This window comes from Pallidibacillus thermolactis, from assembly GCF_025660415.1.
Taxonomy (GTDB): domain Bacteria; phylum Bacillota; class Bacilli; order Bacillales; family Caldibacillaceae; genus Pallidibacillus; species Pallidibacillus thermolactis.
In genome coordinates, this window is record NZ_JAOUSE010000046.1 from 1 (window position 1) to 24,135 (window position 24,135).

Annotated in this window: 24 protein-coding genes; 6 read left to right on the plus strand and 18 right to left on the minus strand. The window is 35.8% G+C overall.

The window, feature by feature from the left end:
* Nucleotides 1–154: 154 nt before the first annotated feature.
* Entirely contained in the window at nucleotides 155–1,111 is a 957-nt protein-coding gene (locus OEV82_RS12560) for a DHH family phosphoesterase (protein WP_173662019.1), read from the minus strand.
* A gap of 114 nt (nucleotides 1,112–1,225) precedes the next feature.
* Between OEV82_RS12560 and OEV82_RS12565 the strand changes: the two genes are divergently transcribed.
* Complete coding sequence (locus OEV82_RS12565; RefSeq protein ID WP_173662017.1) at nucleotides 1,226–1,522, plus strand: YtpI family protein; 297 nt, start codon at nucleotides 1,226–1,228, stop codon at nucleotides 1,520–1,522.
* A 1-nt stretch (nucleotide 1,523) separates the two neighbouring features.
* On the opposite strand, the gene OEV82_RS12570 is transcribed toward OEV82_RS12565, so the two are convergent.
* From OEV82_RS12570 to OEV82_RS12580, 3 genes are all read right to left on the minus strand, one after another.
* Nucleotides 1,524–2,837 carry a DRTGG domain-containing protein gene (locus OEV82_RS12570; protein ID WP_263062089.1) on the minus strand — a complete coding sequence of 438 codons (1,314 nt, stop codon included), beginning with the start codon at nucleotides 2,835–2,837 and terminating at the stop codon, nucleotides 1,524–1,526.
* A gap of 140 nt (nucleotides 2,838–2,977) precedes the next feature.
* On the minus strand, nucleotides 2,978–3,214 hold the full coding sequence (locus tag OEV82_RS12575) for a hypothetical protein (RefSeq protein ID WP_173662008.1): 237 nt from the start codon (nucleotides 3,212–3,214) through the stop codon (nucleotides 2,978–2,980).
* A 193-nt stretch (nucleotides 3,215–3,407) separates the two neighbouring features.
* Complete coding sequence (locus OEV82_RS12580) at nucleotides 3,408–4,274, minus strand: LysR family transcriptional regulator (RefSeq protein WP_263062090.1); 867 nt, start codon at nucleotides 4,272–4,274, stop codon at nucleotides 3,408–3,410.
* A gap of 118 nt (nucleotides 4,275–4,392) precedes the next feature.
* On the opposite strand from OEV82_RS12580, the gene OEV82_RS12585 reads away from it, so the two are divergent.
* Nucleotides 4,393–5,139 carry an AzlC family ABC transporter permease gene (locus tag OEV82_RS12585; protein WP_263062091.1) on the plus strand — a complete coding sequence of 249 codons (747 nt, stop codon included), beginning with the start codon at nucleotides 4,393–4,395 and terminating at the stop codon, nucleotides 5,137–5,139.
* Nucleotides 5,132–5,437 (plus strand): AzlD domain-containing protein, encoded by a 306-nt coding sequence (locus OEV82_RS12590; RefSeq protein WP_263062092.1) that lies wholly within the window; start codon nucleotides 5,132–5,134, stop codon nucleotides 5,435–5,437. The genes OEV82_RS12585 and OEV82_RS12590 overlap by 8 nt, the downstream gene beginning before the upstream one ends.
* 60 nt (nucleotides 5,438–5,497) lie before the next feature.
* On the opposite strand, the gene OEV82_RS12595 is transcribed toward OEV82_RS12590, so the two are convergent.
* Complete coding sequence (locus OEV82_RS12595; RefSeq protein WP_263062093.1) at nucleotides 5,498–6,178, minus strand: metal-dependent hydrolase; 681 nt, start codon at nucleotides 6,176–6,178, stop codon at nucleotides 5,498–5,500.
* 126 nt (nucleotides 6,179–6,304) lie between these two features.
* Here OEV82_RS12595 and OEV82_RS12600 point away from each other — a divergent pair, with 126 nt between their 5' ends.
* Nucleotides 6,305–7,402, plus strand: coding sequence for a M24 family metallopeptidase (locus OEV82_RS12600; RefSeq protein WP_173660559.1), 1,098 nt, complete (start codon nucleotides 6,305–6,307; stop codon nucleotides 7,400–7,402).
* A 159-nt stretch (nucleotides 7,403–7,561) separates the two neighbouring features.
* On the opposite strand, the gene OEV82_RS12605 is transcribed toward OEV82_RS12600, so the two are convergent.
* The 4 genes from OEV82_RS12605 to ald form a co-directional block, all read right to left on the minus strand.
* On the minus strand, nucleotides 7,562–8,689 hold the full coding sequence (locus OEV82_RS12605; protein WP_263062094.1) for a zinc-dependent alcohol dehydrogenase family protein: 1,128 nt from the start codon (nucleotides 8,687–8,689) through the stop codon (nucleotides 7,562–7,564).
* Nucleotides 8,690–8,798: 109 nt separating this feature from the next.
* A complete protein-coding gene (ahlS, locus tag OEV82_RS12610; RefSeq protein WP_173662169.1) occupies nucleotides 8,799–9,632 on the minus strand; it encodes an AhlS family quorum-quenching N-acyl homoserine lactonase in 834 nt (277 codons plus the stop codon).
* A 253-nt stretch (nucleotides 9,633–9,885) separates the two neighbouring features.
* Complete coding sequence (locus OEV82_RS12615) at nucleotides 9,886–10,947, minus strand: tartrate dehydrogenase (RefSeq protein ID WP_173662167.1); 1,062 nt, start codon at nucleotides 10,945–10,947, stop codon at nucleotides 9,886–9,888.
* Between the two features lie 52 nt (nucleotides 10,948–10,999).
* The gene (gene ald, locus OEV82_RS12620; protein WP_173662165.1) at nucleotides 11,000–12,118 is read right to left on the minus strand and encodes an alanine dehydrogenase; all 1,119 of its coding nucleotides are present in this window, start codon (nucleotides 12,116–12,118) and stop codon (nucleotides 11,000–11,002) included.
* A gap of 179 nt (nucleotides 12,119–12,297) precedes the next feature.
* Between ald and OEV82_RS12625 the strand changes: the two genes are divergently transcribed.
* A complete protein-coding gene (locus OEV82_RS12625) occupies nucleotides 12,298–12,744 on the plus strand; it encodes a universal stress protein (protein ID WP_173662163.1) in 447 nt (148 codons plus the stop codon).
* A 116-nt stretch (nucleotides 12,745–12,860) separates the two neighbouring features.
* On the opposite strand, the gene OEV82_RS12630 is transcribed toward OEV82_RS12625, so the two are convergent.
* Nucleotides 12,861–13,700 (minus strand): EcsC family protein, encoded by an 840-nt coding sequence (locus tag OEV82_RS12630; RefSeq protein WP_173662161.1) that lies wholly within the window; start codon nucleotides 13,698–13,700, stop codon nucleotides 12,861–12,863.
* Between the two features lie 200 nt (nucleotides 13,701–13,900).
* On the opposite strand from OEV82_RS12630, the gene OEV82_RS12635 reads away from it, so the two are divergent.
* Nucleotides 13,901–14,830 (plus strand): nuclease-related domain-containing protein, encoded by a 930-nt coding sequence (locus tag OEV82_RS12635; protein WP_263062095.1) that lies wholly within the window; start codon nucleotides 13,901–13,903, stop codon nucleotides 14,828–14,830.
* 1,165 nt (nucleotides 14,831–15,995) lie between these two features.
* On the opposite strand, the gene OEV82_RS12640 is transcribed toward OEV82_RS12635, so the two are convergent.
* The 8 genes from OEV82_RS12640 to OEV82_RS12675 form a co-directional block, all read right to left on the minus strand.
* The gene (locus tag OEV82_RS12640; protein ID WP_173662637.1) at nucleotides 15,996–17,186 is read right to left on the minus strand and encodes an acetate kinase; all 1,191 of its coding nucleotides are present in this window, start codon (nucleotides 17,184–17,186) and stop codon (nucleotides 15,996–15,998) included.
* A 239-nt stretch (nucleotides 17,187–17,425) separates the two neighbouring features.
* Nucleotides 17,426–18,421 carry a class I SAM-dependent methyltransferase gene (locus OEV82_RS12645; protein WP_263062096.1) on the minus strand — a complete coding sequence of 332 codons (996 nt, stop codon included), beginning with the start codon at nucleotides 18,419–18,421 and terminating at the stop codon, nucleotides 17,426–17,428.
* Nucleotides 18,422–18,610: 189 nt separating this feature from the next.
* Nucleotides 18,611–19,111, minus strand: coding sequence for a thiol peroxidase (tpx, locus tag OEV82_RS12650; RefSeq protein ID WP_263062097.1), 501 nt, complete (start codon nucleotides 19,109–19,111; stop codon nucleotides 18,611–18,613).
* Nucleotides 19,112–19,285: 174 nt separating this feature from the next.
* On the minus strand, nucleotides 19,286–19,720 hold the full coding sequence (gene ytfJ, locus OEV82_RS12655) for a GerW family sporulation protein (protein WP_263062098.1): 435 nt from the start codon (nucleotides 19,718–19,720) through the stop codon (nucleotides 19,286–19,288).
* A 16-nt stretch (nucleotides 19,721–19,736) separates the two neighbouring features.
* Nucleotides 19,737–20,432: a DUF2953 domain-containing protein gene (locus tag OEV82_RS12660; protein ID WP_263062099.1), complete on the minus strand. Its 696-nt coding sequence runs from the start codon at nucleotides 20,430–20,432 to the stop codon at nucleotides 19,737–19,739.
* A 512-nt stretch (nucleotides 20,433–20,944) separates the two neighbouring features.
* Nucleotides 20,945–21,631 carry a Crp/Fnr family transcriptional regulator gene (locus OEV82_RS12665; RefSeq protein WP_263062100.1) on the minus strand — a complete coding sequence of 229 codons (687 nt, stop codon included), beginning with the start codon at nucleotides 21,629–21,631 and terminating at the stop codon, nucleotides 20,945–20,947.
* Nucleotides 21,632–21,745: 114 nt separating this feature from the next.
* On the minus strand, nucleotides 21,746–21,979 hold the full coding sequence (locus tag OEV82_RS12670; protein ID WP_263062101.1) for a heavy-metal-associated domain-containing protein: 234 nt from the start codon (nucleotides 21,977–21,979) through the stop codon (nucleotides 21,746–21,748).
* Between the two features lie 216 nt (nucleotides 21,980–22,195).
* Nucleotides 22,196–23,932 carry a heavy metal translocating P-type ATPase gene (locus OEV82_RS12675; RefSeq protein ID WP_407672774.1) on the minus strand — a complete coding sequence of 579 codons (1,737 nt, stop codon included), beginning with the start codon at nucleotides 23,930–23,932 and terminating at the stop codon, nucleotides 22,196–22,198.
* Between the last annotated feature and the right edge of the window lie 203 nt (nucleotides 23,933–24,135).

Sequence of the window (24,135 nt, forward strand, 5' to 3'; positions counted from 1 at the left end):
GGACATGGAAAAGACCATGTCCAGCCTAAATAAGATAAGAATCTTAGAAAATGATGAGCAAAAAAAGACAAATCCCAACTCAAATGAAGCATTTGAGTTGGGGTTTGTCGACAGTCTGAAACAATTGGCAAATAATGCCAATTGTTTTTCGTTTTCAATTTTTATTTTTCATGTACTCTTCATAAACTTTTTGCAAATCGTTCATCACTGCATCCACTTCATCCCAGGAGTTAATGGTCGCTCCAGATGCAAGTGGATGGCCGCCACCATTATATTTTTTGGCAACTTCATTAATAACAGGACCATTGGAACGCAATCGGACACGGATTCGATCTTTTTCCTCTTCGACAAAGAAGGCCCAAGCTTTAATTCCAGCAATATTCCCTAATATACTGACAAGCTGAGAGGCTTCTTGTGGTTTTAAATTGAATTTTTCAAGGTGTTCCTTTGTGACCACAACCTTGGCTACCCCTTCACTTTCCATGGAAAGATTATACAATAAGTATCCTTGAAACTTTGCTAAATTAAGGGGCGTTTCGTACATTTGACTAAATAATGCTGTTCGGGAAAACGGGTATTTAATTAGTTCACTGGCGTACGTAAAGGTTTTCTCTGTAGCACTTGGATATAAAAATCGCCCTGTATCTCCGACAATGCCCGCAAAAAGTAATCTAGCACCTTCCGTTGATAATTGAAGCCCGCAATCTTTGCCAAATAAATAAAACTCGTAAATTAATTCACTTGTGGAACTTGCTGTTGTATCCACCCAAACAATATCACCATATGGATCCTCGTTTGGATGATGATCAATTTTAATTAAGCAATCACCTTTGTTGTATCGTCCATCACTAATTCGTTCTTGGTTTGCTGTATCACATACAATCACAAGCGCGTTTTTATAAGTATCATCTTCAATTTCATCCATTTGATTTAAATACCGTAATGTAACCTCATCATCACCAACGGCATACACGTTCTTTTCAGGAAAACTTGTTTTAATGATTTCGGCAAGTCCGCCTTGCGACCCATAGGCATCTGGATCTGGACGAATGTGACGATGAATAATAATGGTTTCATATTCTTTAATCTTTTGTAAAATCGCTTGTTTCATAACCGATTCTCCTTTATGTTCATTTAAACTGCACTGTTACAATAATCTTTATAGTAGAATTTTTCTAAATATATCGGTAAAATATAAAACAAATATATGATGGAGTGATGAAAGTTGCCAGTATTCTTAGTCATTATTATATTTTCACTAGTAACTTATGTATATTTTAAAATTAAATATTTTCAATCCAAAAGTGTTGCTGAAAAAAAATGGCTATCTGCTAAATCATCGATAGCCCTAGGTTTATTTGTCTCCTTTTTTGGTCTTAATCGAATGTTTATTTCTCAAACTCCATTAACCATTACAATTGGTATTATTTTTATCATTATTGGCGGGCTAAGTATTTATACAGGGGTTAAAGCTTATCGATTTTACTTACCGCATGTATTAAAAGAACGGGAACAATTATAAGTTACCGATCAATAAATTGGAAGGTGAGCAACGCTTTCCCAACCATTATTCCATTACTAAATACTTCGACATCTACTTTGCCGATTTTACGACCGATGTCAAGTATTTTTGGGTGAATCTCAATGGTGTGCTCGATTTGAACGGGTTTTAAGAAGTAAATATTCATGTTTTCGACAACGAGTTCCCCTTTTTTAATGGAGCGAAATTTACGATTCGCCGCGTCAATAATAGCGGTTGTAAATACCCCGTGTGAAATCGTTCCATAGTAATTTGTCATCTGTGGAGTAATTTCAAATTGATAAACATGTTCTTCTTCAGTTTCTTCTTTCAAGCTAATATGATTGGCAACAATATTGTCAATCGTTTCTCCAACATGAGGTTGGCGCTGATGGACTTGAAGTGATTTTAAAACATCCTGACGACTAATAATTCCGATTAGTCGATCATAGTCATCCACGACAGGGAGAAGCTCAATCCCTTCCCAAATCATAATATGGGATGCGGTAGCTACACTCGCTTTCGGTGTAATAGTAATTGGGTTTTTCGTCATGACTTTTTCAATCGGTTTATTTCGAGCTTGATGAATCACATCTTTTGAAGTGACGATTCCTTCCACCTTTTGATTACGATCAATAACTGGAAAACGGGTGTGTTTTGATTGTTCATTTAAAATGAACCATTTTTCCACCGTATCTTTTGTCGTTAGATAGTACGTATTCTTAAGGGGTCTTACGATATCTTCAACAAGTAAAATTTCTTTTTTAATTAATTGGTCAAAAATGGCCCGATTAATAATCGTTGCAACGGTAAATGTATCATAGCTCGTAGAAATAATCGGAAGTGCCAGTTCATCAGCAAGTCTCTTTACCGATTCTTCCGTATCAAAACCCCCGGTAATCAGAACAGCAGCGCCTCTTTGAAGGGCTTGCGTTTGGGCATTCGTACGGTTACCAACGATCAAAAGGTTTCCCGCATCCGTATAACGCATCATTGCTTCAACTTCCATCGCGCCAATGACAAATTTATTTAACGTTTTATGAAGCCCGTTTCTTCCACCCAATACTTGACCATCTACAATATTGACGATCTCCGCATACGTTAACTTCTCAATGTTTTCCTTTTTCTTTTGTTCAATCCGAATAGTACCAACCCGCTCAATTGTGTTTACAAATCCTTTATTTTCTGCTTCCTTAATCGCACGATAGGCGGTACCTTCACTTACATTTAAATCTTTCGCAATTTGCCGTACAGATATTTTATGTCCAACTGGCAATTCTTCAATATATTTGATTATTTGTTCATGTTTTGTAATCAACACACATCCACCTTCAGTTAATAGTTCATGTTTTCTAACTGAATTATAACAGTTTTTTGGAAATGTTTTAAACGATATCATATAATTTTTAAAAATAACCAGATGAATTCACGATATTGAGCGGATTTATACACAAACTTTTAATCATATGAACGTAATTTTTTTCTAATCTGTACCTGTTCTTTCTGTCTATGCTGTTTTGTTACAGGTGTATAAAGCACTGCTGCTAAGTTTCCGGCAACTGCCATAAAAAGGAAGATAAGCCAAGACCAGGAAAAGTAAGTAGCTAAACTATTTCCGTGTAAAGTTAACTGTGGTAACGCATAATATAATAATGCTCCGCAAATGAATAAGCATAATATACAGCGATTTCGCATTGTTTCTCCCTCCACCTCTTCATTTCTATTACTATATGTTTGTCCGACGAAAAATAGTATTTCATTATTACAGAAACTTTCATTATTCATCATTCATATAAACAAACCGGTCAAAATGACTAGAAGACTCTTCCAAGCATTTGTCTAATCTACTAGACATAGGGAAAGGACATTATACAAACTCATAACATCCTTACCGTTGAAATCGTTCAATTAAAAAATTGATAAAATAGCGACTGGCGATCGGTAGGAGTTTTTTATTTTTATATGTGATCCCAATCGTTCGTTTAATCGGTGGGGTTATCGTTTTCTTCACTAACCGATAGTTCACCCGATCCATAATTAACTGAGATAAAATGGAAATTCCGAGCCCATTTTCCACCATCGCCATAATGGTGTAATCATCATGAACACGAAATTGAATATTCGGTTGTAAGTGATGTTGTTTAAAAATTTCTAACGGTTCATTTAAATGTCCTTCCTCTAATAAAATATATGGTTCTGTAGCTAATTGAGTTAATGTAACTTTCTCGTTTTTTGCTAGCGGATGATTTGGAGGTAAAACTGCTAACATTTCGTCCTCTGTTAAAGAGATTTTTTCGAGTTCTGTTGTTGCATCTGGGTTAATAAACCCAAAATCAACACTTCCCTCCTTTACATACTGTACAATTTCAGAATATTCCCCTCCCTGTTGTAATTGAAATTGCACAGAAGGATAAATCTCCTTAAAATCTTTCATCAATTTTGGAAGCCAACTCGCTGAAACACTAGAAATGGTTCCAATTCGAATAAGTCCACTTTCAAGTCCTTGCATTTCTTTATTCTTTTCCAAAAGCTCCCAGTAGGCATTACGAATATTGTTTATATACGGAAGATATTCTCTTCCATCGGCTGTTAGTTGAATCCCTTTTCTTGACCTTGTGATTAAAGTCGTCGACAGCTCCTTCTCTAAAGCTTTCACCATTTGACTTACGGCTGACTGGGTATACCCTAAATCTTCTGCTGCTTCAGTGAAGCTTTCTTTTTCAATGACTTTCATAAACACTTCAAATCGATTCATCGATCACACTTCTTTCAATTAGATTTTCTAATATAAACATAACATATATTAATTTCACTTATATTATTTTTCGTGATAAAATTTTTGCACTATAAAGAAAAGGGATGGGGGGATCTATATGGAAGCAAAGTTCCTGGAAAGAAATCTTAAAGTAAAATCAAATCGAATGGAATGGTTTGAAGGAGTAAAAGATGGAATACCACTGGCACTAGGTTATATCGCTGTTGCTTTCACCTTTGGAATAGCCGCTTTCCAAGCAGGACTTTCAGTGTTCCAATCCAGTGTTATTTCCGCTACAAACTTTACCTCAGCAGGACAATTTGCAGGCGTTACATTAATCGTTTCAACAGCAACGTTATTTGAAGTAGCTTTAACCCAATTCATTATCAATGCTAGATATTTTCTTATGTCAGCTGCTCTTTCACAAAAAATTGATCCTAAAACCCCTTTCTGGCAACGGATTATAATGGGATTTGGGATTTCCGATGAAGTGTTTGCCGTTTCTTTAGCACGAAAGGGGAAACTAAATCCGTTTTATACATATGGGCTTATGACAATCACCATTTCATCTTGGGTGTTCGGTACGTTCCTTGGCACAATATCTGGAAACATCTTACCAGACCAGGTCATTCGTGCGCTTAGCCTCGCCTTATATGCGATGTTAATTTCCATCATTATACCTCCTGCAAAGAGAAATAAAATTCTGATGTCAGTCATTATGATTTCGATGCTGGCTAGTTTCATCTTTGATATGCTTCCGGTACTATCTACGACATCATCCGGTCTCAAAATCATTATCCTTACCGTGCTTATCTCTGGACTTGCTGCTTTATTCTTTCCGGTAAAGGAGGATACCAATGAATAATCTTTATTTATATGTATTTGTCATGGCTTGTGTAACCTATTTCATCCGTGTTTTGCCTCTAACATTCATACGGAAAAAAATTACAAACCCATTTATAAAATCCTTTTTATATTACGTTCCATACGTTACATTGGCCGTCATGGTTTTCCCTGCCATTTTAGAGGCTACGGGAACTCCTTGGTCAGCTTTAATCGGCTTTATCGTAGCTATATTACTTTCCTTCTTTGGTGGTAACTTATTTCAAGTTTCCTTATTCGCTTGTCTTTCCGTATTTATTGTAGAATTATTTATTTATTAAGTTTTCAACAAAAAAAAGACCTTTGTAAAACAGAAACATCTACAAAGGTCATTGTCACTATTATAATTCGATTGCTTCGCCCACTTCTAATACTTTTCCATTTCCTTGTTCAAGTAATGTAACGAATTTATGTGGATCTTGTTTTATGACCGGAAATGTATTGTAATGAATTGGCACAACTGTTTTCGCATTTAATAACTTGGCTGCATAGGCTGCATCCTCTGGCCCCATTGTAAAGTTATCACCGATTGGGAGAAAAGCAATATCAATGGAATGTCTTTCTCCTAATAATTTCATATCTGAAAATAAAGCCGTGTCCCCTGCATGGTAAATTGTTTTTCCTTCAATTTCTAACAGCAGACCAGCCGGCATTCCTAAATATATAATATTTTGTTCACCTGTTACTAAGCCTGTACTATGGAATGCTTGAGTAAACTTCACTTTTCCAAAAGGAAATTCGAAAGAGCCACCTATATTCATCCCATGAGTTTTAACACCTTGCCAACTCAAATAATCGGCTAATTCAACCATGGCAACAACTAACGCATCTTTCTTTTTCGCAAGTTCGACTGTATCTCCGACATGGTCGTTATGTCCATGAGTGAGCAATATGTAATCTGGACTTTCTGTTTCCACAGATAGATCCGTTAAAGGATTTCCCGTAATAAATGGATCAATCAAAATTGTTTTCCCATTTGTTTCAATTTTAACAATGGAATGACCGTGGTATGTAATCTTCATTTATAGAAATTCCCCTTTCATTTTTTATTTTGTTACTTCAATATTATTTGTACCATTTCCTGCTCCTCCTTACAAATATTTACTTTTTTGTCACAAAATGCTACGCTTTTTGCGAGGTGATTTTTTATGAAAAAACGATTAGAAGCATTTCAAAATTGGTTAGTTGAGGAAAAAATTGATGTAGCGATCCTTACTTCATCCGAAAATGTGTTTTATTATAGCAATTTCTTCAGTGATCCTCATGAACGTGTATTAGCCATTGTGCTATTTCAAAATGAGGCTCCGTTTCTAGTTTGTCCACAAATGGAAGTAGAAACAGCAAGGGCTGCTGGATTTGACCAAACAATCATTGGTTATAAAGATACCGAAAACGCGTGGGATAAAGTAACAGCAGAAATTGATAAACGGGTAAGTCAAGTAAATCGGGTTGCTGTCGAAAAAACACATATGAACATGGAACGATATGAAATTTTACAAAAAGCTTATCCGAATTCACAATTTATATCAGCTGAAGAAAAACTTAATCAACTTCGGACAATTAAAGATCAAGTAGAAATTGAAAAACTTCGTAAAGCATGTGAATTAGCAGACTATGCCATTGAAGTAGGTGTAAATGCTATAAAAGAAGGGATTAGTGAATTAGAAATTGTAGCAGCGATTGAATATGAAATGAAGAAAAAAGGCGTTCAAAAAATGTCCTTTGAAACGACTGTTCTTGCAGGTGCAAAAGCTGCTTCACCTCATGGTGTACCAGGGATGGCAACAGTGAAAAAAGGCGATTTTGTCCTTTTTGATTTAGGGATTGTTTACGAGGGATATTGTTCTGATATTACCCGTACCGTTGCCTTTGGGGATGTAAGTGAAGAAAATCGTAAAGTTTATGATACCGTTTTGCAAGCACAACTTGCAGCTGTTGAAGCCTCTAGACCAGGGATTACATGTGCGGAACTCGACCAAACGGCGCGAAAGATGATTAGTAATGCCGGTTACGGCGAATATTTTACCCACCGCTTAGGACATGGCCTTGGTATTAGTGTTCATGAATATCCTTCTATCACTGAAACAAACGAGCTGAAACTGCAACCCGGAATGGTTTATACAATCGAACCAGGGATTTATATTCCAGAAAAAGTGGGTGTGCGAATTGAAGATGATATCGTCATCACAAAAGATGGTGCGGAAGTGTTAACGAAGTATCCGAAAGAATTACAAGTGATTTCATAAAAGAATATACGAGGGCAATCTATGAAAGGAATCAAAGGATTGCCCTTCTTAAAAACAAACCATTTCATGTGACAGTTTTTATTTCATCAGTCACAAATAAACGAACCTTTCTTTTTCATAACAGTGGAAACGCTTTACACTCGAGCGTTTTCATCTTCGTTAAAATTCATTAATGATAATTCTTGAATATTCCCCTTTCGCTAATAGATCGAAGCCTTCATTGATTTCATCTAAACGGATAAACTTTGCTACTAATTTATCAACAGGTAAACGCTGCTGACGAAATAATTCGATAAACCGTGGAATATCTCTATTCGGTACACAACTTCCGACATATGAACCTTTCAACGTTTTTTCTTCCGCCGTTAAAGTTACTTGCGGAAATGAGAAATGATGATCTGGATGAGGTAACCCTGTTGTAACAGTTGTACCACCACGTTTTGTAACCGCATAGGCGACTTCCATCGCTTTGACAACTCCAGCCGTTTCAAAGGCATAATCCACTCCGCCGCCTGTTGCTTCTTTAATCAGTTCTACAACTTTCGGATCTTTTGAATCAAAAACATCTGTTGCGCCAAGTTCTCGAGCTTTTTCTAATTTCGTTTCATTAATATCAACAGCAATAATACGACTAGCTCCACTAGCTATAGCACCTAATAGTGCACTTAATCCTATGCCACCTAACCCGATAATTGCAACGGTACTTCCAAACTTAATATTAGCTGTATTTACAACTGCTCCCACTCCAGTAATAACCGCACATCCGAATAACGCTATTTGTTCAAAGGGAATGTTCTTATCTACTTTTACGACAGATTTTCGAGAAACTACGGCGTGATCAGAAAAAGCTGACACACCCAAATGATGTAAAATAGTTTCATCATCTTTATGAAGACGAATACCACCACCTAAAAGTGTTCCGTTCGTGTTGGACACGGCACCTTTTTCACAAAGGGCCGGACGACCTTCCTTACAAGGTATACATTCACCACAACTTGGAACAAAGACGAATACAACATGATCTCCAGGTTGTAAATCGGTAACCCCTGCCCCCACTTCCTTGACTACGCCCGATGCTTCATGCCCCAATGCCATCGGTAATGGTCTTGGTCTAGAGCCGTCGATGACAGATAAGTCCGAATGACATAGACTAGCCGCCTTAACTTCTACTAAAACTTCCCCCGTTTGAGGCGGATCTAGTTCCAATGTTTCAATTGTAATCGGCCTACTATCTTTATAGGGCTTTGGCAATCCCATTTCTCTTAATACGGCTGACCTTACTTTCAATTCTCCCACTCCTTTTAATCAATAATGAAAGTTAAATAGATTATTTATACGACTTAAATAATAGCCCCAGTAAACACTTTTTACTGAGGCTCTTTTACTAGAATACGTTTTATTCATAATAGCCCTCTGTTGATTTCATCAGTTTCTTAAATTGTTCAGAGTCGTGACCGAACCAAACATCGGAATTTGTACGTTTGGCGTAATTTCTTATTTTTTCAACCGTTCGAGTATACCCGAGAGAATCATAGATGATTCCTGGAAGTTTAACAGGAGGTCCATAGTTTTCTGCTGAATAAATAGCATCTGAAGCTAAAATGATGCCACCTGTACCTGGTAAATCTACATGTAATCCAAGTAAACCATATGCATGACCTGGTCCGAAATTTAGAATCTTAATTCCCGAAACTAATTCAATTTCATCTTCATCCGGAGCTATCGTTTTCCATCTTAAATCATTCTTTATCCAAGCATCGACATCAGCCCAAATGTATGCCCCCATGTCTTTTGTCATTGCATAAGTTTTCATTACATTAGTCAGTTCATGATCATGGACGATAATCGTCGCATTTGTAAATAACTCTAAACAACCAGCATGGTCTAAATGAAGGTGGGATGCAACCACGTACTTAATATCCTCTGGACGAACTTTTAATTGTTCTAATCGATTAATTAAATAACAAGACTCGTCTTGAAAGGCTGGGAATAATTTTTGCACCCCTTCTGGCCACCTGCCTTCCTTTCCCATCCCTTCCGGATTACAACCAGTATCAAACAATATCTTTCCATCTGGATGATCAATAAGTACAGCATATACAGGAAATTCAATAAATTCTGCTGGTGGGTTTGGATTATCAATACTTGCTGGATTATGCATGGCAACCATATAATTTTTGTCCATTTTCATGGTTCCCGTATCAAGGACATACAACTTAGGTTTATTCATCCTTTTAACCTCCAACATTAGATTTTTTATCTCCTTATCAGGAGATCATGCTTATGCAAAGATCTAGGATTTTTTTACTAAATCGAACAGAAAGTCTTTCATAACTTAAATAAATGGCTATAAAACATTTTAATCTATTAAAATAAATATGAAATAATAATAGATATATGCATAATTTGGGTGATTCTCCTTAAAAAGAAAAATTCCTCATAATGGTTTAAAAATAAACATTTTATGAGGAATTTTTCTAAATTTATATTAAGTTTTGCAAGTTTCGGCAAATTTCATCCGTTACTTCTGTTGTTGAACAACTTCCCCCAATGTCAGGTGTTTTGCATCCTTGCTTCGTTACGTTTTCAATTGCCTGTAACACTTCTTCACCTAACGCTTGTTTTCCAAAATGATCGAGCATCATTTTCGCCGTCCAAATTTGTCCAATAGGATTTGCTCTATTTTTTCCTGCAATATCCGGGGCTGATCCATGAACAGGTTCAAACATTGATGGATATTCACCTGTTACGTTAATATTGGCTGAAGGAGCCATTCCAATACTGCCCATGATCGCCCCGCCGATATCAGTTAAAATATCACCAAATAAATTGCTTGCAACTACAACATCGAAGGATTCAGGATTCGTCACAAACATCGCTGCCAAAGCATCTATATGAATTTTTTTCGTATTGATATGTGTGAAGTCCTCGGAAACTTCAGCAAATACTTCATCCCAAAAAGGCATGGAATGCACGAGCCCATTTGATTTCGTTGCACTTGTGACCGACTTTCTGCGCTTTTCTGCAAGTTGGAAAGCATATCTCATGACACTTTCTGTCCGTTTTCTCGTAAAAATCGCGTTTTGAATGACAATTTCATCTTCACCATGATGAATCCTTCCACCTGAATCACTGTATTCACCTTCACTATTTTCTCGAACAACTACAATATCAAACCCATTCGGATTTTTTAAAGGAGAATCTAATCCTTGAAAGTAACGGGCTGGTCGTAAATTTATCGTTTGCTGAAATCCTCGGCGAATCTGGATTAGTAATCCCCATAATGAAATATGATCAGGAACACGTTCCGGGTCGCCAACCGCTCCTAAAAATACAGCATCAAAATCGCGTAGCGTTTCTAAACCATCTTTTGGCATCATTTCACCGGTTTTTAAGTAAAATTCCGATCCCCAAGGAAACTCTGTAAAATCGAATTGTAAATCCTCGTTTAATTGACTCACTACTTCTAAAACTTTTAAAGCAGCAGGTACCACTTCTTTGCCAATCCCATCTCCAGGAATAACAGCAATTTTCTTTTTTTCCATTGAAATCCCCCTTTAACTACCTCCGGCTGCTCATATGAAAAGCAAATATGATCTATTTTTTTAGCAGATCTAATGGGTTTGTATATTCCATATTAAAGGCATTGGCCACGGCACGATAGGTCACATGTCCATCTAGTGTGTTTAATCCTTTTAAGATAGCTTCATTTTCTAAACATGCCTTTTGATACCCTTTTTTCGCAATTTGCAATGCATATGGCGTTGTTACATTTGTTAAGGCGAAAGTTGAAGTTCTTGGTACAGCTCCTGGAATATTAGCAACAGTATAATGGATCACCCCGTGCTTTACATATGTTGGATTATCATGAGTCGTAACCCGATCTGATGTTTCAAAGTTCCCCCCTTGATCAATCGCAATATCCACAATTACGGAACCTGGAGACATTTCCTTTACAACCTCTTCCGGTACCAGTACAGGTGCTTTTGCTCCTGGAATTAAGACGGAACTGATAACTAAATCCGATTTCTTTACAGAGTCATAAATGTTGTACGGATTCGACATTAATGTACTAATCTCATTTTGAAACAAATCATCCAACTGACGAAGGCGTTCAGGATTAATATCTAATACAGTTACATTCGCTCCTAAACCAATGGCAACTTTAGCCGCGTTTGTTCCAGCCACTCCTCCTCCAATGATCGTTACATTTGCTCGTTGTACGCCAGGTACCCCAGAAAGTAAAATTCCTTTTCCTCCATGAATTTTTTCTAAAAATTGGGCCCCAACCTGTACGGCCATCCGGCCAGCCACTTCACTCATCGGTGTTAATAAAGGCAATGCTCCATTCGGAAGTTGAACCGTTTCATATGCAATCGATACAACTTTTTGTTTGACAAGGGCATCGGTTAAATCGAAATCATTTGCCAAATGTAAATATGTAAATAAAACTAATCCTTCACGTAAGTATTTAAATTCTTCTGGAAGTGGCTCCTTTACTTTCATGACCATATCTGCTGCCCATGCTTCTTCTGCTGAACCGACTATGGTTGCACCGGCTTTTTCAAACTCTTCATCAGTAAATCCTGAACCTAATCCTGCACCTGTTTCAATACATACCTCTATGTTATTTTCTACAAACGTCATGACACTTGCTGGACTAACGGCAACACGATTTTCATTATTTTTGATTTCTTTAGGAATTCCAATCTTCATTACCTAGACACCCCTATTTTCTTTATTCAGCTTAACATTACTTAGTTTTCTGATTTTAGTCAATTTTGATTAAATATTCACATTAAAAAGATGACATCATTAAATTCAAACAATTGTTAAATCTGCAAACGTTTTCTTGTTGTTTTTCTTATATAATGTAAGTAAAGGGGGAGGTTAACATGGCAACATATAAAAATATTATTGTTGCAGTAGATGGATCAAAAGAAGCTGAATACGCCCTAAAAGAAGCAATTAATATTGCAAAACGAAATGAGGGTACGTTATTTTTAACCCATATTATTGATTTACGTACTTTCTCGACTATCAATGCTTATGATCAAGCTATTGTTAAAAAAGCTGATCATTATGCAGAAGAAATGCTTCAAAGATATAAAACGGATGCCCTAAATGCTGGTGTGAAAGATGTACAAATGATCATAGAATATGGTTCACCGAAAGGAAAAATTTCGAAAGATGTAGCTCAAAAATATAATGCTGATCTAATTGTTTGTGGTGCTACTGGATTAAATGCTGTTGAACGTTTCTTAATAGGTAGTGTTTCAGAACATATTGTTCGCTATGCAAAGTGTGATGTACTTGTTGTCCGTACACCTAAAGATGAATAGATGGTAATTTTGAAAAGATATATACTGTTATCATGCCTCTTAATATTTAAAATATACATGTTATAAAATGTAGACTATCCAGCACGATGTGATGAATCATTCAGCTGGATAGTCTTTTATTTAGATTGACTTTTTTCTAATAAAAGACGATTCTGATAAAAACGTTGAGCAAATTCTGTAACTTTCTTTGTCATTTGATAATTGAGGCCAGCTCCTATTGCTAAACTGATAAATGAAACCCCTTCTTTTTTCTTTTTTCGAAATAGTAAAATAGCCCATGCTTTCAGGATTTGTGTTAACAATTGGAGCATCCATTTTTCAGCTGTAATTTTCTCATCCCCTTCATAAAAATAAGGGTCGTGTTTATCCTTCACTTCAGCCATAAGTTCATCCCAGGCATGCTTTTGAAATCTTCTTGGTAAAGTAGCAGCATGGAAGAGTTTAAGTGCAATCATCATCTCAAAAGGATTTCTTACATCATAACCGTAAGAACAGGCAATATTTTGGATGGCCCGAAGGTTAACGGTAATCATAAGCGGAATATCCATTCCTAATAGAAGAGAACTCCCAGATCCGGAAACGCCTCCTTGTAATAACGAAATTAATTGATGGTTCGATTTTTCCCGATTGGCAAAGTAATTGAGTTGTTCGATCGGTAATTGTTTCAAATCGGTGATGGTATGTATGTGCTGATTTTCAATACTTGCCTCAGTAAGTAATTTTTTCATTTTTTCTGTTTGGTTTTCAGATTGTTGTATGACCGCCTGGATGGTAAATAACCATTGATCTAGTTGTTTAAAGAATTTATGGCGGAAATCTTCAGGTAAGCGAAGAAATGTATCGTCAAGCCAACGATCAAACGTATTGACAAAATCATTCGTGAATTCAAGAAATTGATGATCTTGCCACAACTGAATCTCAACTAATAGTTCCTTTTCACGGTCCGTTAATCCCATATATTTTGCTCCTCCTGGCACTCATTTTATTATAAAAATTATAACATAATCGAATTTTTTAATGAAAATAGAGTGGAAATTTCATTTTTTTCTATAGAAAAAATAAAATTTTAAGCATGCAAAATGGAATTTTCGCAGTTTGGCAAGCGAGTATGATTATGGTATTCATATTTTTAGTTAAATCTATCAAGGAGGGAATTATGTTTTTCAAAGAACGAATGGAACCTAAAGAATTAACGATCTTCAGATCACTTCATGCTCGAATGTCGCTTTCTACTGAAAACAAACAATACTATTCCAATCTTGAAAAAGGAGTGGAAGGGGAAAAATTATTTGATGCGATCATAAGAGAGGAGTTGCAAAATCATTGTTTCGTTTTAAATGATTTATTGCTTCAACATAAAAACATTACATTTCAAGTTGACGCATTTTTTATTTTCCAAAATAAACTATTATTTTTTGAAGTCAAAAACTTTGAAGGTGACTATTACTACGAGTCAGATAAATTATATACAAAAGAACAACGAGTTCAAATTTTAAATCCCATTAACCAACTTGGAAGAACATCATCACTTTTGCAACAACTGTTAAATAGCCATGGTTTCAATTTACCAATAGAAGGATATGTCGTTTTTGTGAATCCGGAATTCACACTGTATCAAGCTCCAATTCATAAACCATTTATCTATCCGACACAATTCAAACGGTATGTACGAAGTTTAAATGAAATTCCGTCAAGAATGACCAAAAAGCATTTTGAATTAGCAAACCTATTAAAGTCGCTACATATTCAAGATTCCTCATTTACTCATCTTCCTAAATACGCTTACGAAAAATTAAAAAAGGGCATCATTTGTAAACATTGTCATTCTTTAACAATACAAATAGTCAAAAGATCCTATTGTACTTGTCAGTATTGCGGTATTATAGAAAAAGTTGATGATACAGTATACCGATCTGTTCAAGAACTTCGTACCCTTTTTCCTAATAAAAAAATGAATACAAATTTAGTTCATGATTGGTGTAAAGTCGTCCCTTCAAAAAGAGCCATAAAGCGCATATTAGATAAGTATTATCAGCTTGTTGGAGTGCACCAATGGGCACATTATGTAGAAAAAGTAGAACAATGAAAAACTTTTCTTGTTCGGCATTTTGTTCATAGCACACCGATCTATGATTTCCATAGCTCTAATGAATTAACTTTTTTAATGATTCTCCAATTGTTCTGCTTTCATCACCTTGATGAAAGCATTTTTTTGAAATTTTTGCGTTTATTCTCCTCATGAACACACTTTTTTCACAATGCCTCACCATTTTCTGCTTTCATTTACGTTATGAACACACTTTTTTACAATACCCCAACATTTTCTGCTTTCATCCACCTTATGAACACACTTTTTTTACAATGCCTCACCATTTTCTGCTTTCATTCAACCTATGAACACACTTTTTTCACAATGCCTCACCATTTTCTGCTTTCATCCACCCCATGAACACACTTTTTTTACAATACCCCACCAATTTCTGCTTTCATCCACCCCATGAACACACTTTTTTTACAATACCCCACCAATTTCTGCGTTCATCCACCCCATGAACACACTTTTTTCACAATGCCTCACCATTTTCTGCGTTCATTCAACCTATGAACACACTTTTTTTACAATACCCCACCAATTTCTGCTTTCATCCACCCCATGAACACACTTTTTTTACAATACCCCACCAATTTCTGCTTTCATCCACCTCATGAACACACTTTTTTTACAATGCCTCACCATTTTCTGCTTTCATTTACCTTATGAACACACTTTTTTACAATGAACCAGCATTTTTTGCTTTCATTCAACCTATGAACACACTTTTTTTACAACGTTCCACCATTTTCTGCTTTCATTCAACCTATGAACACACTTTTTTTACGATGTTCCACCATTTTCTGCTTTCATTCAACCTATGAACACACTTTTTTTACAACGTTCCACCATTTTCTGCGTTCATTCACCTTATGAACACACTTTTTTTACAATGTTCCACCATTTTCTGCGTTCATTCACCTTATGAACACACTTTTTTCACAATGCCTCACCATTTTCTCCCTTCATCCACCCCATGAACACACTTTTTTCACAATGCCTCACCATTTTCTCCCTTCATTCACTTGATGAGTCCATTTTATCTGCCCTAAACAAAAAAGACCTTATTTCCATGTAATCAAACACATAGAAAAAAGGTCTTATAGTTAGATACCAAAGTATAAGATTATTTAATGATTACACATTAATACACTATAGCTTACATATTTCCAAGACGAATGGTATCCCGTGCAATCATGACTTCTTCATTTGTTGGAATTACCATTACTTTAACCGGGGAGAATGGGTAACTTAGGAAACGTTCTTCACCACGTTGTTCGTTTAAGTCTTTATCCCAATATACACCCATGAACTCTAATCCAGTTAATACACGTTCACGGATTGTTGAACTATTTTCACCGATACCAGCAGTAAAGATAATTGCGTCAACACCGTTCATACGAGCTGCATAGGAACCGATATATTTATGGATATGGTTTGCAAATACTTGTAATGCAAGTTCTGCACGATCATTTCCTTCTTTAGCTGCTTCTTCAATATCACGCAGGTCACTAGAGAATCCAGTTATACCTAACATACCGCTCTTCTTATTAAAGACGTTAATGACTTCCTCTGCAGATTGTCCAGTTTTCTCCATAATATAAGGGATTAAAGCCGGATCAACGTCACCAGAACGAGTTCCCATTGTTAAACCTGCTAATGGTGTGAATCCCATTGATGTATCAATCGATTTACCGCCTTGAACCGCTGCGATACTTGCTCCGTTACCTAAGTGACATGAAATTAAACGTAATTCCTCAAGAGGTTTTCCCAGCATTTCTGCTGCTTTTTGAGTTACATATTTATGGCTTGTACCATGGAAACCGTATTTACGGATACCATATTTTTCATAGTATTCATATGGCAAGCTGTATAGATAAGAACTTTCAGGCATTGTTTGATGGAATGCAGTATCAAACACAGCTACATGTGGTACATTTGGTAAAATTTCTTGGAATGCTTTAATTCCTGTTACGTTTGCAGGATTATGTAGTGGTGCTAATTCAGAAACATTTTCAATTTCTTTTAATACTTCTGGTGTAATTAAAACAGAGTCACTAAAGGATTCTCCACCATGAACAACACGGTGACCAACCCCATCAATTTCATCGAAGGACTTAATAATTCCTTGATTAATCAATTGATCTAATAATAATTGAACTGCTACACCATGGTCAGGAATATCTTGAGTTAAAGTAACTTTTTCCCCATTAACAGAAATGGAAAAAATTCCGTCATTTAAACCAATCCGTTCTACAAGTCCTTTTGTAACAACGGTTTCTTGAGGCATTTCGATTAGTTGGAATTTTAATGATGAACTACCAGCATTTATCGCTAAAATGTTTGTCATCAGTTTCGCTCCTTACATTCATATTTTCTCTTAGTATGTTCAAAAACCAAAAAAAGAATATTATGTGAAGTTTTAAGCAATGTCCACCATCCTTCATTTAACCACTGATATTACAAATTATCAAGCTCAATTTGTACATTTTCTCTTCATTTCCTCAAAATAATTAAATTCAAATAATTGTAAAATTAAAATAGAGGAACCTTTTTACCGATTCCTCTACTTCATTTATAAAAATTTGATTAATGATTTGATTTATTTTCTTTAAACCATAATTCCATTTTTGCCAAGATCTGTTTCATTTGTTCTTTATTCGCTAAGGATGGAAGATCAGCTAACAATACTTCTTTTGGCGGTTTTAACCCTTCTTTTTGTTTTTGTAAAACTAAAATACTTTTCGCTGCATTTTTGTTTTTAAACATTGACTCTGGTAAACGTAATAAAGCCTGCATATGTAAATGTTCTTTAATATAATTTTGCAGTTTTGGAGCTTCGGGGGTTTCAAAAAGATTATTTGGAACAATGAAAAATAAAAATCCGCCCTCTTTTGTATAGCGGGTACTTTGCTCTATAAATAAATGGTGGGCATATGAATGGCCTTGATCTGCCATCAATTTAAAGTTACGGGCACGTTCATCGTTTGGATAATATCCGACTGGTAGATCACTGACAACCACATCTACTGGATCAATGAACAACTCCTCAAAACTATCTTGATTATGTAATTCAATGGTATGTTCTTGTAGATTTGCACTTACATAAGCAAGTTGAATTAACAGATCATCAATTTCTACGCCATAGGCATGGATCTTGTGGTCAAACATGTAATTCATGATCGTTGTTACAAGATTAGCTGTTCCAATTGCTGGATCAAGTAACGTAAAAGCTTTTTTATCAGCCATAAATTTACTTAAAATGTAACTAACAAGCATGCCGATAGAATCTGGCGTCATTTGATGATTGGGTTGTACATTTTGACGCATACCTTTTAAAATCGCCAACTGAAAAGCTCTTCGAACGTCCTCTTTTGCATGGGATTCCTTACTTAATTCAAAATAATATTTGTCGAGACGCTTTTTCGTCATTTCACTTACTTCATCTTGCAAAACTTGATTATGAAAAATATTTTCACCGGTTTCCGCTAACGCCTCTAAATATGTACAATTTAACTCATTAACTAACAAATTTGCCGTTTCATCAAATACATGAAATAACTCTTCCACAGGGGTTTGCTTCAATTGTGGAACCTCCTAACTTTCCTTTAAAACTCGAATATATACATTGCTTACCTATTTTAACTGTTTTATAAAGAAATAACAAATAAAATAATGGGGCCGTTTTCCATATACTTTTTCAATCCAATTCCATGGATTTGTAAAGTTGGAAAGCCCCATTCTTATTAAATCAATTGATTGTAGTCGTAAAATTTATTTTGCAGATTTTGCCGCTTCAATCGCTTTTTCATAATTCGGATGTGAAGATACTTCAGGAACAATTTCTTTATATGTCACTTTTCCAGAACGATCAATAACAAAAATGGAACGTGCAAGTAAACGCAATTCTTTCATATGTACCCCATATGTATTGCCAAAGGATAGATCACGATGGTCGGAAACAACTTGTAAATGCTCAATTCCTGCTGCCGCACACCAACGGCTTTGGGCAAACGGTAAATCCGCACTAATCGTGATTACCCGAACCCCGTCTAGTTTTGCCGCTTCTTCATTGAAACGACGAGTTTGAGCATCACAAACCCCGGTATCAACGGACGGAATCACACTGATTAACGTCACTTGTCCTGTAAAATCATCAAAGGTAACATCATTTAAATTTTGATCCACTACAGTAAAAGCTGGGGCTTGATCGCCAACATTTACTTCGTTCTCAACTAATGTAACTGGTTTTCCACCAAAGGTAACTTGAGTCATGGAAACTCCTCCTATAATTTTAATCCATATATTGTTCATAATACCGAAATTAAATATAGAAATGCAAAGAATTGAACTAAAATTTATTAAAAATCATGCTAGGCACTCATATTTCTAAAATATGGTAAATTATAATTAAAAAAAGACCGATGCAACAAGCACCGGATATATTCGTTATATATTATATTCTGGTCTATCCCTTGTTTCTGAATGATGATGATCTTTTCCTTTCTCATGGTTACGTTTATTAAGCATTTGCTTTACTTTTTCTAGCGTATCTGGTGCAGTATCCATTAATTTTTCAACTAAATGTGTACCTTGATCAATATGGTGTAATTTTACTCCTTTATCATTAACAATTAAAAAAGCAATCGGTGTAATTGAGACACCGCCTCCACTACCGCCACCAAATGGTAAATCTTGTTCTGCATTGTCTATGGAAAACTCTGATCCTCCAGCAGCAAAACCAAATCCAACTTTGGATACGGTTAATACGACACTACCATCTGGTGTTTCTACTGGATCACCAATAATTGTATTTACATCAATCATTTCTTTTAAATTTTCCATTGCAGTTGTCATTAAACCGTGAATTGGATGCTCAGACATGTCAAATCACTCCTCGTTATACTAATTGATCTCCTGCTTGCTCATGTACTTTCCTGTTTTCTGTTAATTGCCTCAGAGATTTCATTTTCTTCCAGAGTTTGAATATTTTTAAGCCTGCTAGAATAGCTTGCCCTGCTCGAACTTGAAAAATACATTTAACATATGTATTTGAAATTTTCCGATTAAATATCGGTCTGATTTCCAGTTGTGGCTGAACTTTTAATGAAAAGTAATAACTGAGCATTCCAATGACGGTTCCTTTAAAGCCCCATCCTACGCCACTTATAATACCAGTAGTTGCGGCATCACCTGTACCAATGGCCGATTTCCATACTAACTGCGTAATTCGTACCTTTTTTAAACTTTTCTTCACAACTTTATATAGTTCGTTTATATTTTTCATCCAATATTTAATTGGCCGATACGCTTTTAACGCTTCATCTTCATCAATGGAATCGATATCTGTAAAGTTTTTGTCTAACGATGGATCGGGCTTTTCACTTTTCTGTTTTTCAGTATTTGTATCGTTCAGTTCTGGTATATCCATGCGAATGCGAATGAGCCCAAATAGTGCTTTAATTAAGATCACCAATCTTTGATCATTTGGGTCAAATTTATAAGTTAAATCAATGGTTAATTTCGTAAAAAGGCTGATGAAAATGAACAGGAATAGAACAATTAAAATCCAGGCAATAATTTTGAACAATATCACGTTGACACAACCTTTCAACCTACCATTATCGGCAAATTAGAAAGGAAATAAACCTGTGCTAAATGGATGATGAAAAAAAATTATTCAAAAAAAAGACCTCCACCTAATCAAAATAGAAAGGGGAAAAACAAGTGAGTTAAATACGTAAAATGAGTTAAATCGAATTAAAATGCGTCTTGAAAATACGCGATATTTCAAAGTTTTTCTGTTTAAGAGAATTAATAAAAATTAAATAAATTAATTTTGTTAAAGTGCCTCTTGTGCAGATTTTGTGCAAGTTTTGTGCAGATTTTTCTTCGGTGTATAGTATGTGGTTCACCTTAGTGATTTAAGATGCAAAAGATAGCACTGATATTTTTATTTCCAGTGCTATTTTTGTTTACTAATTACACATGGATGAAGTGGATAGGATAAATATTCCGTTCCCGGAAACATGATAAACATTTATTCTAATTTTGGCGTCGCGGAAAAATATTGCTCAAATGATACCATGATAGAACAATGGATATCGGTCAGTTTAAGATAATTCGTTCTAATCCATCTCTATCTAAAACAATGATTTTCCGATGACCTTTAACCTCAATAAGTCCTTCCTCTTGAAATGCCGTCAGCTTTCTGCTTAAAGTTTCTTGGCTCATACCCAATAGAGAAGCAAAATCCCCTTTGGTCATATTCAGGTGTACCACTTTATTACCTGTGGACATATCTAATAGTACACGGGCCAATCTTTGTTCTACTGTATTAAGGTTTATTGTTTCAATAAGACTTTCTGCTCTTTCCAACCGTTGGCTCAACTCTTCCAATACTTTAAAGGCAATGGATGTGTACTTCTTCATAAGCTTTTTTAGCTTTTCCCCTTCAATTATGCACATCGTTGTAGGTTCCAAAGCCACTGCATTCTCTGTCAAAGACAAAGGGCTAAAAAGGGAAAGCTCCCCCATAAATTCACCGGGGCCAATCACTCGAATGACCTGCTCTTTACCATTGGCGTTAAGTCTGGAGATCCTAACTCTCCCTGAACGGATAACATAAAGCTTGCCCCCTTTATTGCCGGCACTGTAAATCCTTTCATTCTTCTGAAAAGTTTTACTCCTTGTAATGGCGGCAACTTCTATCATTTCTTCTTTGGTTAAACTACTGAAGATCGGAACTAGCTCTATGCAATTTGAATGATCCTTTGAATGGTAGTGGCAGTCCATTGAATATCCCTCCATTATCTAGATCTCTTTGATTTTCGACATCAACTAGGGTTATTTATTATACCATCCAAGGAGAAGGCACTCTACGATATTTCACGTAGGGTGCCTTAATTCTTATTTGAGCCTCACTTGAGATTTTTTAACTTCATATCCCAGTGCAGTGATGGCGCTTTCGACCGTTTCTATAGAAAGTTTTTCTTCGTCAAAGTTTAATTTTACTTTGCTTGAGTTAAATAAAACATTAACACTTTCCTTATCTACACCCTCCAAAGATTTTACTGCGTTCTCAATTTTTTGTATGCATGATGGACAAGTTAATGTTTCTAATTGAATAATTGCTTTTTGCATTGTTTATCTCTCCTTTTAACCCATTTTTTTAAGTTTTTACGTTTTTGGGATGTTCACTGAAAATATGTTCGTAATAGAGAAAAGAACGAGTGACATTCACCGACAATTTAGTCTCATATCAATAGCAGAAGACGAACAATTTTTCAAAAACTTTACTTAAAAAATCGCTATTTCACCAAATATGCGTAAGAGCCATTTTTATTTGGCTGAGCTTAATCAATCACTTAATTTGTACCGAAGGAGTCTCATACCATTTAATATTACAACTAAGATACTAGCTTCGTGTACCAACATACCAATCGACATGTTCATCCATTCGCTGAAAAATACGCTGGCAAGTAGTACTAATACAACTCCGACTGCGATAACAATATTTTGACGCATGTTATTGGCCATTGCTTTAGTTAGACCTAATGCATGGGGCAAGCGGCTGAAGTCTGAATTCATTAAAACCACATCTGAAGTTTCAATAGCTACGTCTGTACCACTTCCCATAGCAATGCCGATATTCGCAATAGCAAGTGATGGACTATCATTTACTCCATCTCCGACAAATGCAACAATCTGACCTTCAGCTTGCAACTTTGCAATATAAGCTGATTTATCTTCTGGCAACATGTGTCCATGTGCTTCTGTCAATCCTAGCTCGCGTGCTACTAAATCAACTGTTCCTTGGTTATCTCCTGAAAGAACTACTAGACTTTTAACACCTAAACTTTTTAGCTTTTGAAGATCCTCTTTTACACCTGGACGAATTTGATCACGAATTCCCATTAATACTTTTAATTCACCATCAACTGATGTTAGGACAAGTGAGTTGCCTTTTTGTTCAAATTGAGCAATATCTTCACGAACTTTTTCATTTAAAGGAACTTTTTCTTGTTCCATCAGGGCGACATTACCAACTACGACTCTATGGCCGTCTACTTGTGCGATGATTCCGCCACCTTTGACAACTTCTGTATTTTTAACAGTATGGAGCTTAGTACTTCCAATATATTCTACAACTGCTTTAGCTAACGGATGGTCTGATTCCCTTTCAACACTTGCAAGGTAAGATAATACTTCGTCAATGTCGTTACCATAGAATTCTATATCTACTACTTTAGGGTTTCCTATTGTTAAGGTGCCTGTTTTGTCAAATACTACTGCATCAACTTTACTAAAATCGTTGATGACTTCGCTAGCTTTTAAAAGGACACCATTTCGTGCTCCATTCCCAATTCCTGCAACGTTAGATACTGGTACACCGATAACCAAAGCCCCTGGGCACCCTAGAACTAATATTGTAATTGCCAGTTCAATGTCTCGGGTAACAAGCCATACAATAATCCCAAAAACTAAAACGGCCGGAGTATAATACTTTGAGAATCTATCAATGAAACGTTCAGTTTCTGATTTTGAATCTTGTGCTTCTTCAACCAACTCAATAATTTTACCAAAAGTAGTATCTTCGCCAACGCGATCAGCAACAATTTGAATCGTACCATTTTCTAAAATAGTTCCGGCATATACTTGAGCATCTTTCTTTTTACTCACTGGAACAGATTCTCCGGTAATGCTGGCTTCATTAATATAACCTTCTCCTGTTAAAACTGTACCATCAACAGGTACCCTGGCCCCAGTTTTGACAAGTAAAATATCGCCTACGTCTACTTCATCTATTTCCACTTCTTTAAATTTGCCATTTTCCATCAATTTTAAAGCTCTTTGTGGTGCTATTTCAGTTAATTCTTTAATTGCTGAACGTGTTTTATTCAATGTGCGTTGTTCAAGGAAAGCTCCAAATAAGAATAATAATGTAACAATAGCTGATTCTTCAAAGTTTTTAATTAAAAATGCCCCGGTAACTGCGATAGTAACTAAAACATCAATACTAACAACTTTTACTTTTAAAGCTTGATACGCTTGAATCGCAATAGGTGCAACCCCTAATACGGAAGCGAAAATCAAAGCCCAGTGAAATACATCTACATTTCCAAAACTTAGTTTGCTTATAAATGCAATTACAATTAATATTCCGCTAAGTAATGTGGATCTACGTCAAGTTTTTGGACACAAAAAGATTAAGTTTTTTTGCACAACAACCATTCATGGATTGTTCCACGTCCCAAGTAGATTGTCAAAGTGAAAAGAGCCTTTGACAATCTACTTGG

Bases quoted from the DNA above. Each gene is read 5' to 3' on its own strand.
- OEV82_RS12560 (WP_173662019.1), bottom strand. From the start codon at position 1,111: ATGAAACAAGCGATTTTACAAAAGATTAAAGAATATGAAACCATTATT.
- OEV82_RS12575 (WP_173662008.1), bottom strand. From the start codon at position 3,214: ATGCGAAATCGCTGTATATTATGCTTATTCATTTGCGGAGCATTATTA.
- OEV82_RS12580 (WP_263062090.1), bottom strand. From the start codon at position 4,274: ATGAATCGATTTGAAGTGTTTATGAAAGTCATTGAAAAAGAAAGCTTC.
- OEV82_RS12585 (WP_263062091.1), top strand. From the start codon at position 4,393: ATGGAAGCAAAGTTCCTGGAAAGAAATCTTAAAGTAAAATCAAATCGA.
- OEV82_RS12590 (WP_263062092.1), top strand. From the start codon at position 5,132: ATGAATAATCTTTATTTATATGTATTTGTCATGGCTTGTGTAACCTAT.
- OEV82_RS12595 (WP_263062093.1), bottom strand. From the start codon at position 6,178: ATGAAGATTACATACCACGGTCATTCCATTGTTAAAATTGAAACAAAT.
- OEV82_RS12600 (WP_173660559.1), top strand. From the start codon at position 6,305: ATGAAAAAACGATTAGAAGCATTTCAAAATTGGTTAGTTGAGGAAAAA.
- ahlS (WP_173662169.1), bottom strand. From the start codon at position 9,632: ATGAATAAACCTAAGTTGTATGTCCTTGATACGGGAACCATGAAAATG.
- OEV82_RS12615 (WP_173662167.1), bottom strand. From the start codon at position 10,947: ATGGAAAAAAAGAAAATTGCTGTTATTCCTGGAGATGGGATTGGCAAA.
- ald (WP_173662165.1), bottom strand. From the start codon at position 12,118: ATGAAGATTGGAATTCCTAAAGAAATCAAAAATAATGAAAATCGTGTT.
- OEV82_RS12625 (WP_173662163.1), top strand. From the start codon at position 12,298: ATGGCAACATATAAAAATATTATTGTTGCAGTAGATGGATCAAAAGAA.
- OEV82_RS12630 (WP_173662161.1), bottom strand. From the start codon at position 13,700: ATGGGATTAACGGACCGTGAAAAGGAACTATTAGTTGAGATTCAGTTG.
- OEV82_RS12635 (WP_263062095.1), top strand. From the start codon at position 13,901: ATGTTTTTCAAAGAACGAATGGAACCTAAAGAATTAACGATCTTCAGA.
- OEV82_RS12640 (WP_173662637.1), bottom strand. From the start codon at position 17,186: ATGACAAACATTTTAGCGATAAATGCTGGTAGTTCATCATTAAAATTC.
- tpx (WP_263062097.1), bottom strand. From the start codon at position 19,111: ATGACTCAAGTTACCTTTGGTGGAAAACCAGTTACATTAGTTGAGAAC.
- ytfJ (WP_263062098.1), bottom strand. From the start codon at position 19,720: ATGTCTGAGCATCCAATTCACGGTTTAATGACAACTGCAATGGAAAAT.
- OEV82_RS12665 (WP_263062100.1), bottom strand. From the start codon at position 21,631: ATGGACTGCCACTACCATTCAAAGGATCATTCAAATTGCATAGAGCTA.
- OEV82_RS12670 (WP_263062101.1), bottom strand. From the start codon at position 21,979: ATGCAAAAAGCAATTATTCAATTAGAAACATTAACTTGTCCATCATGC.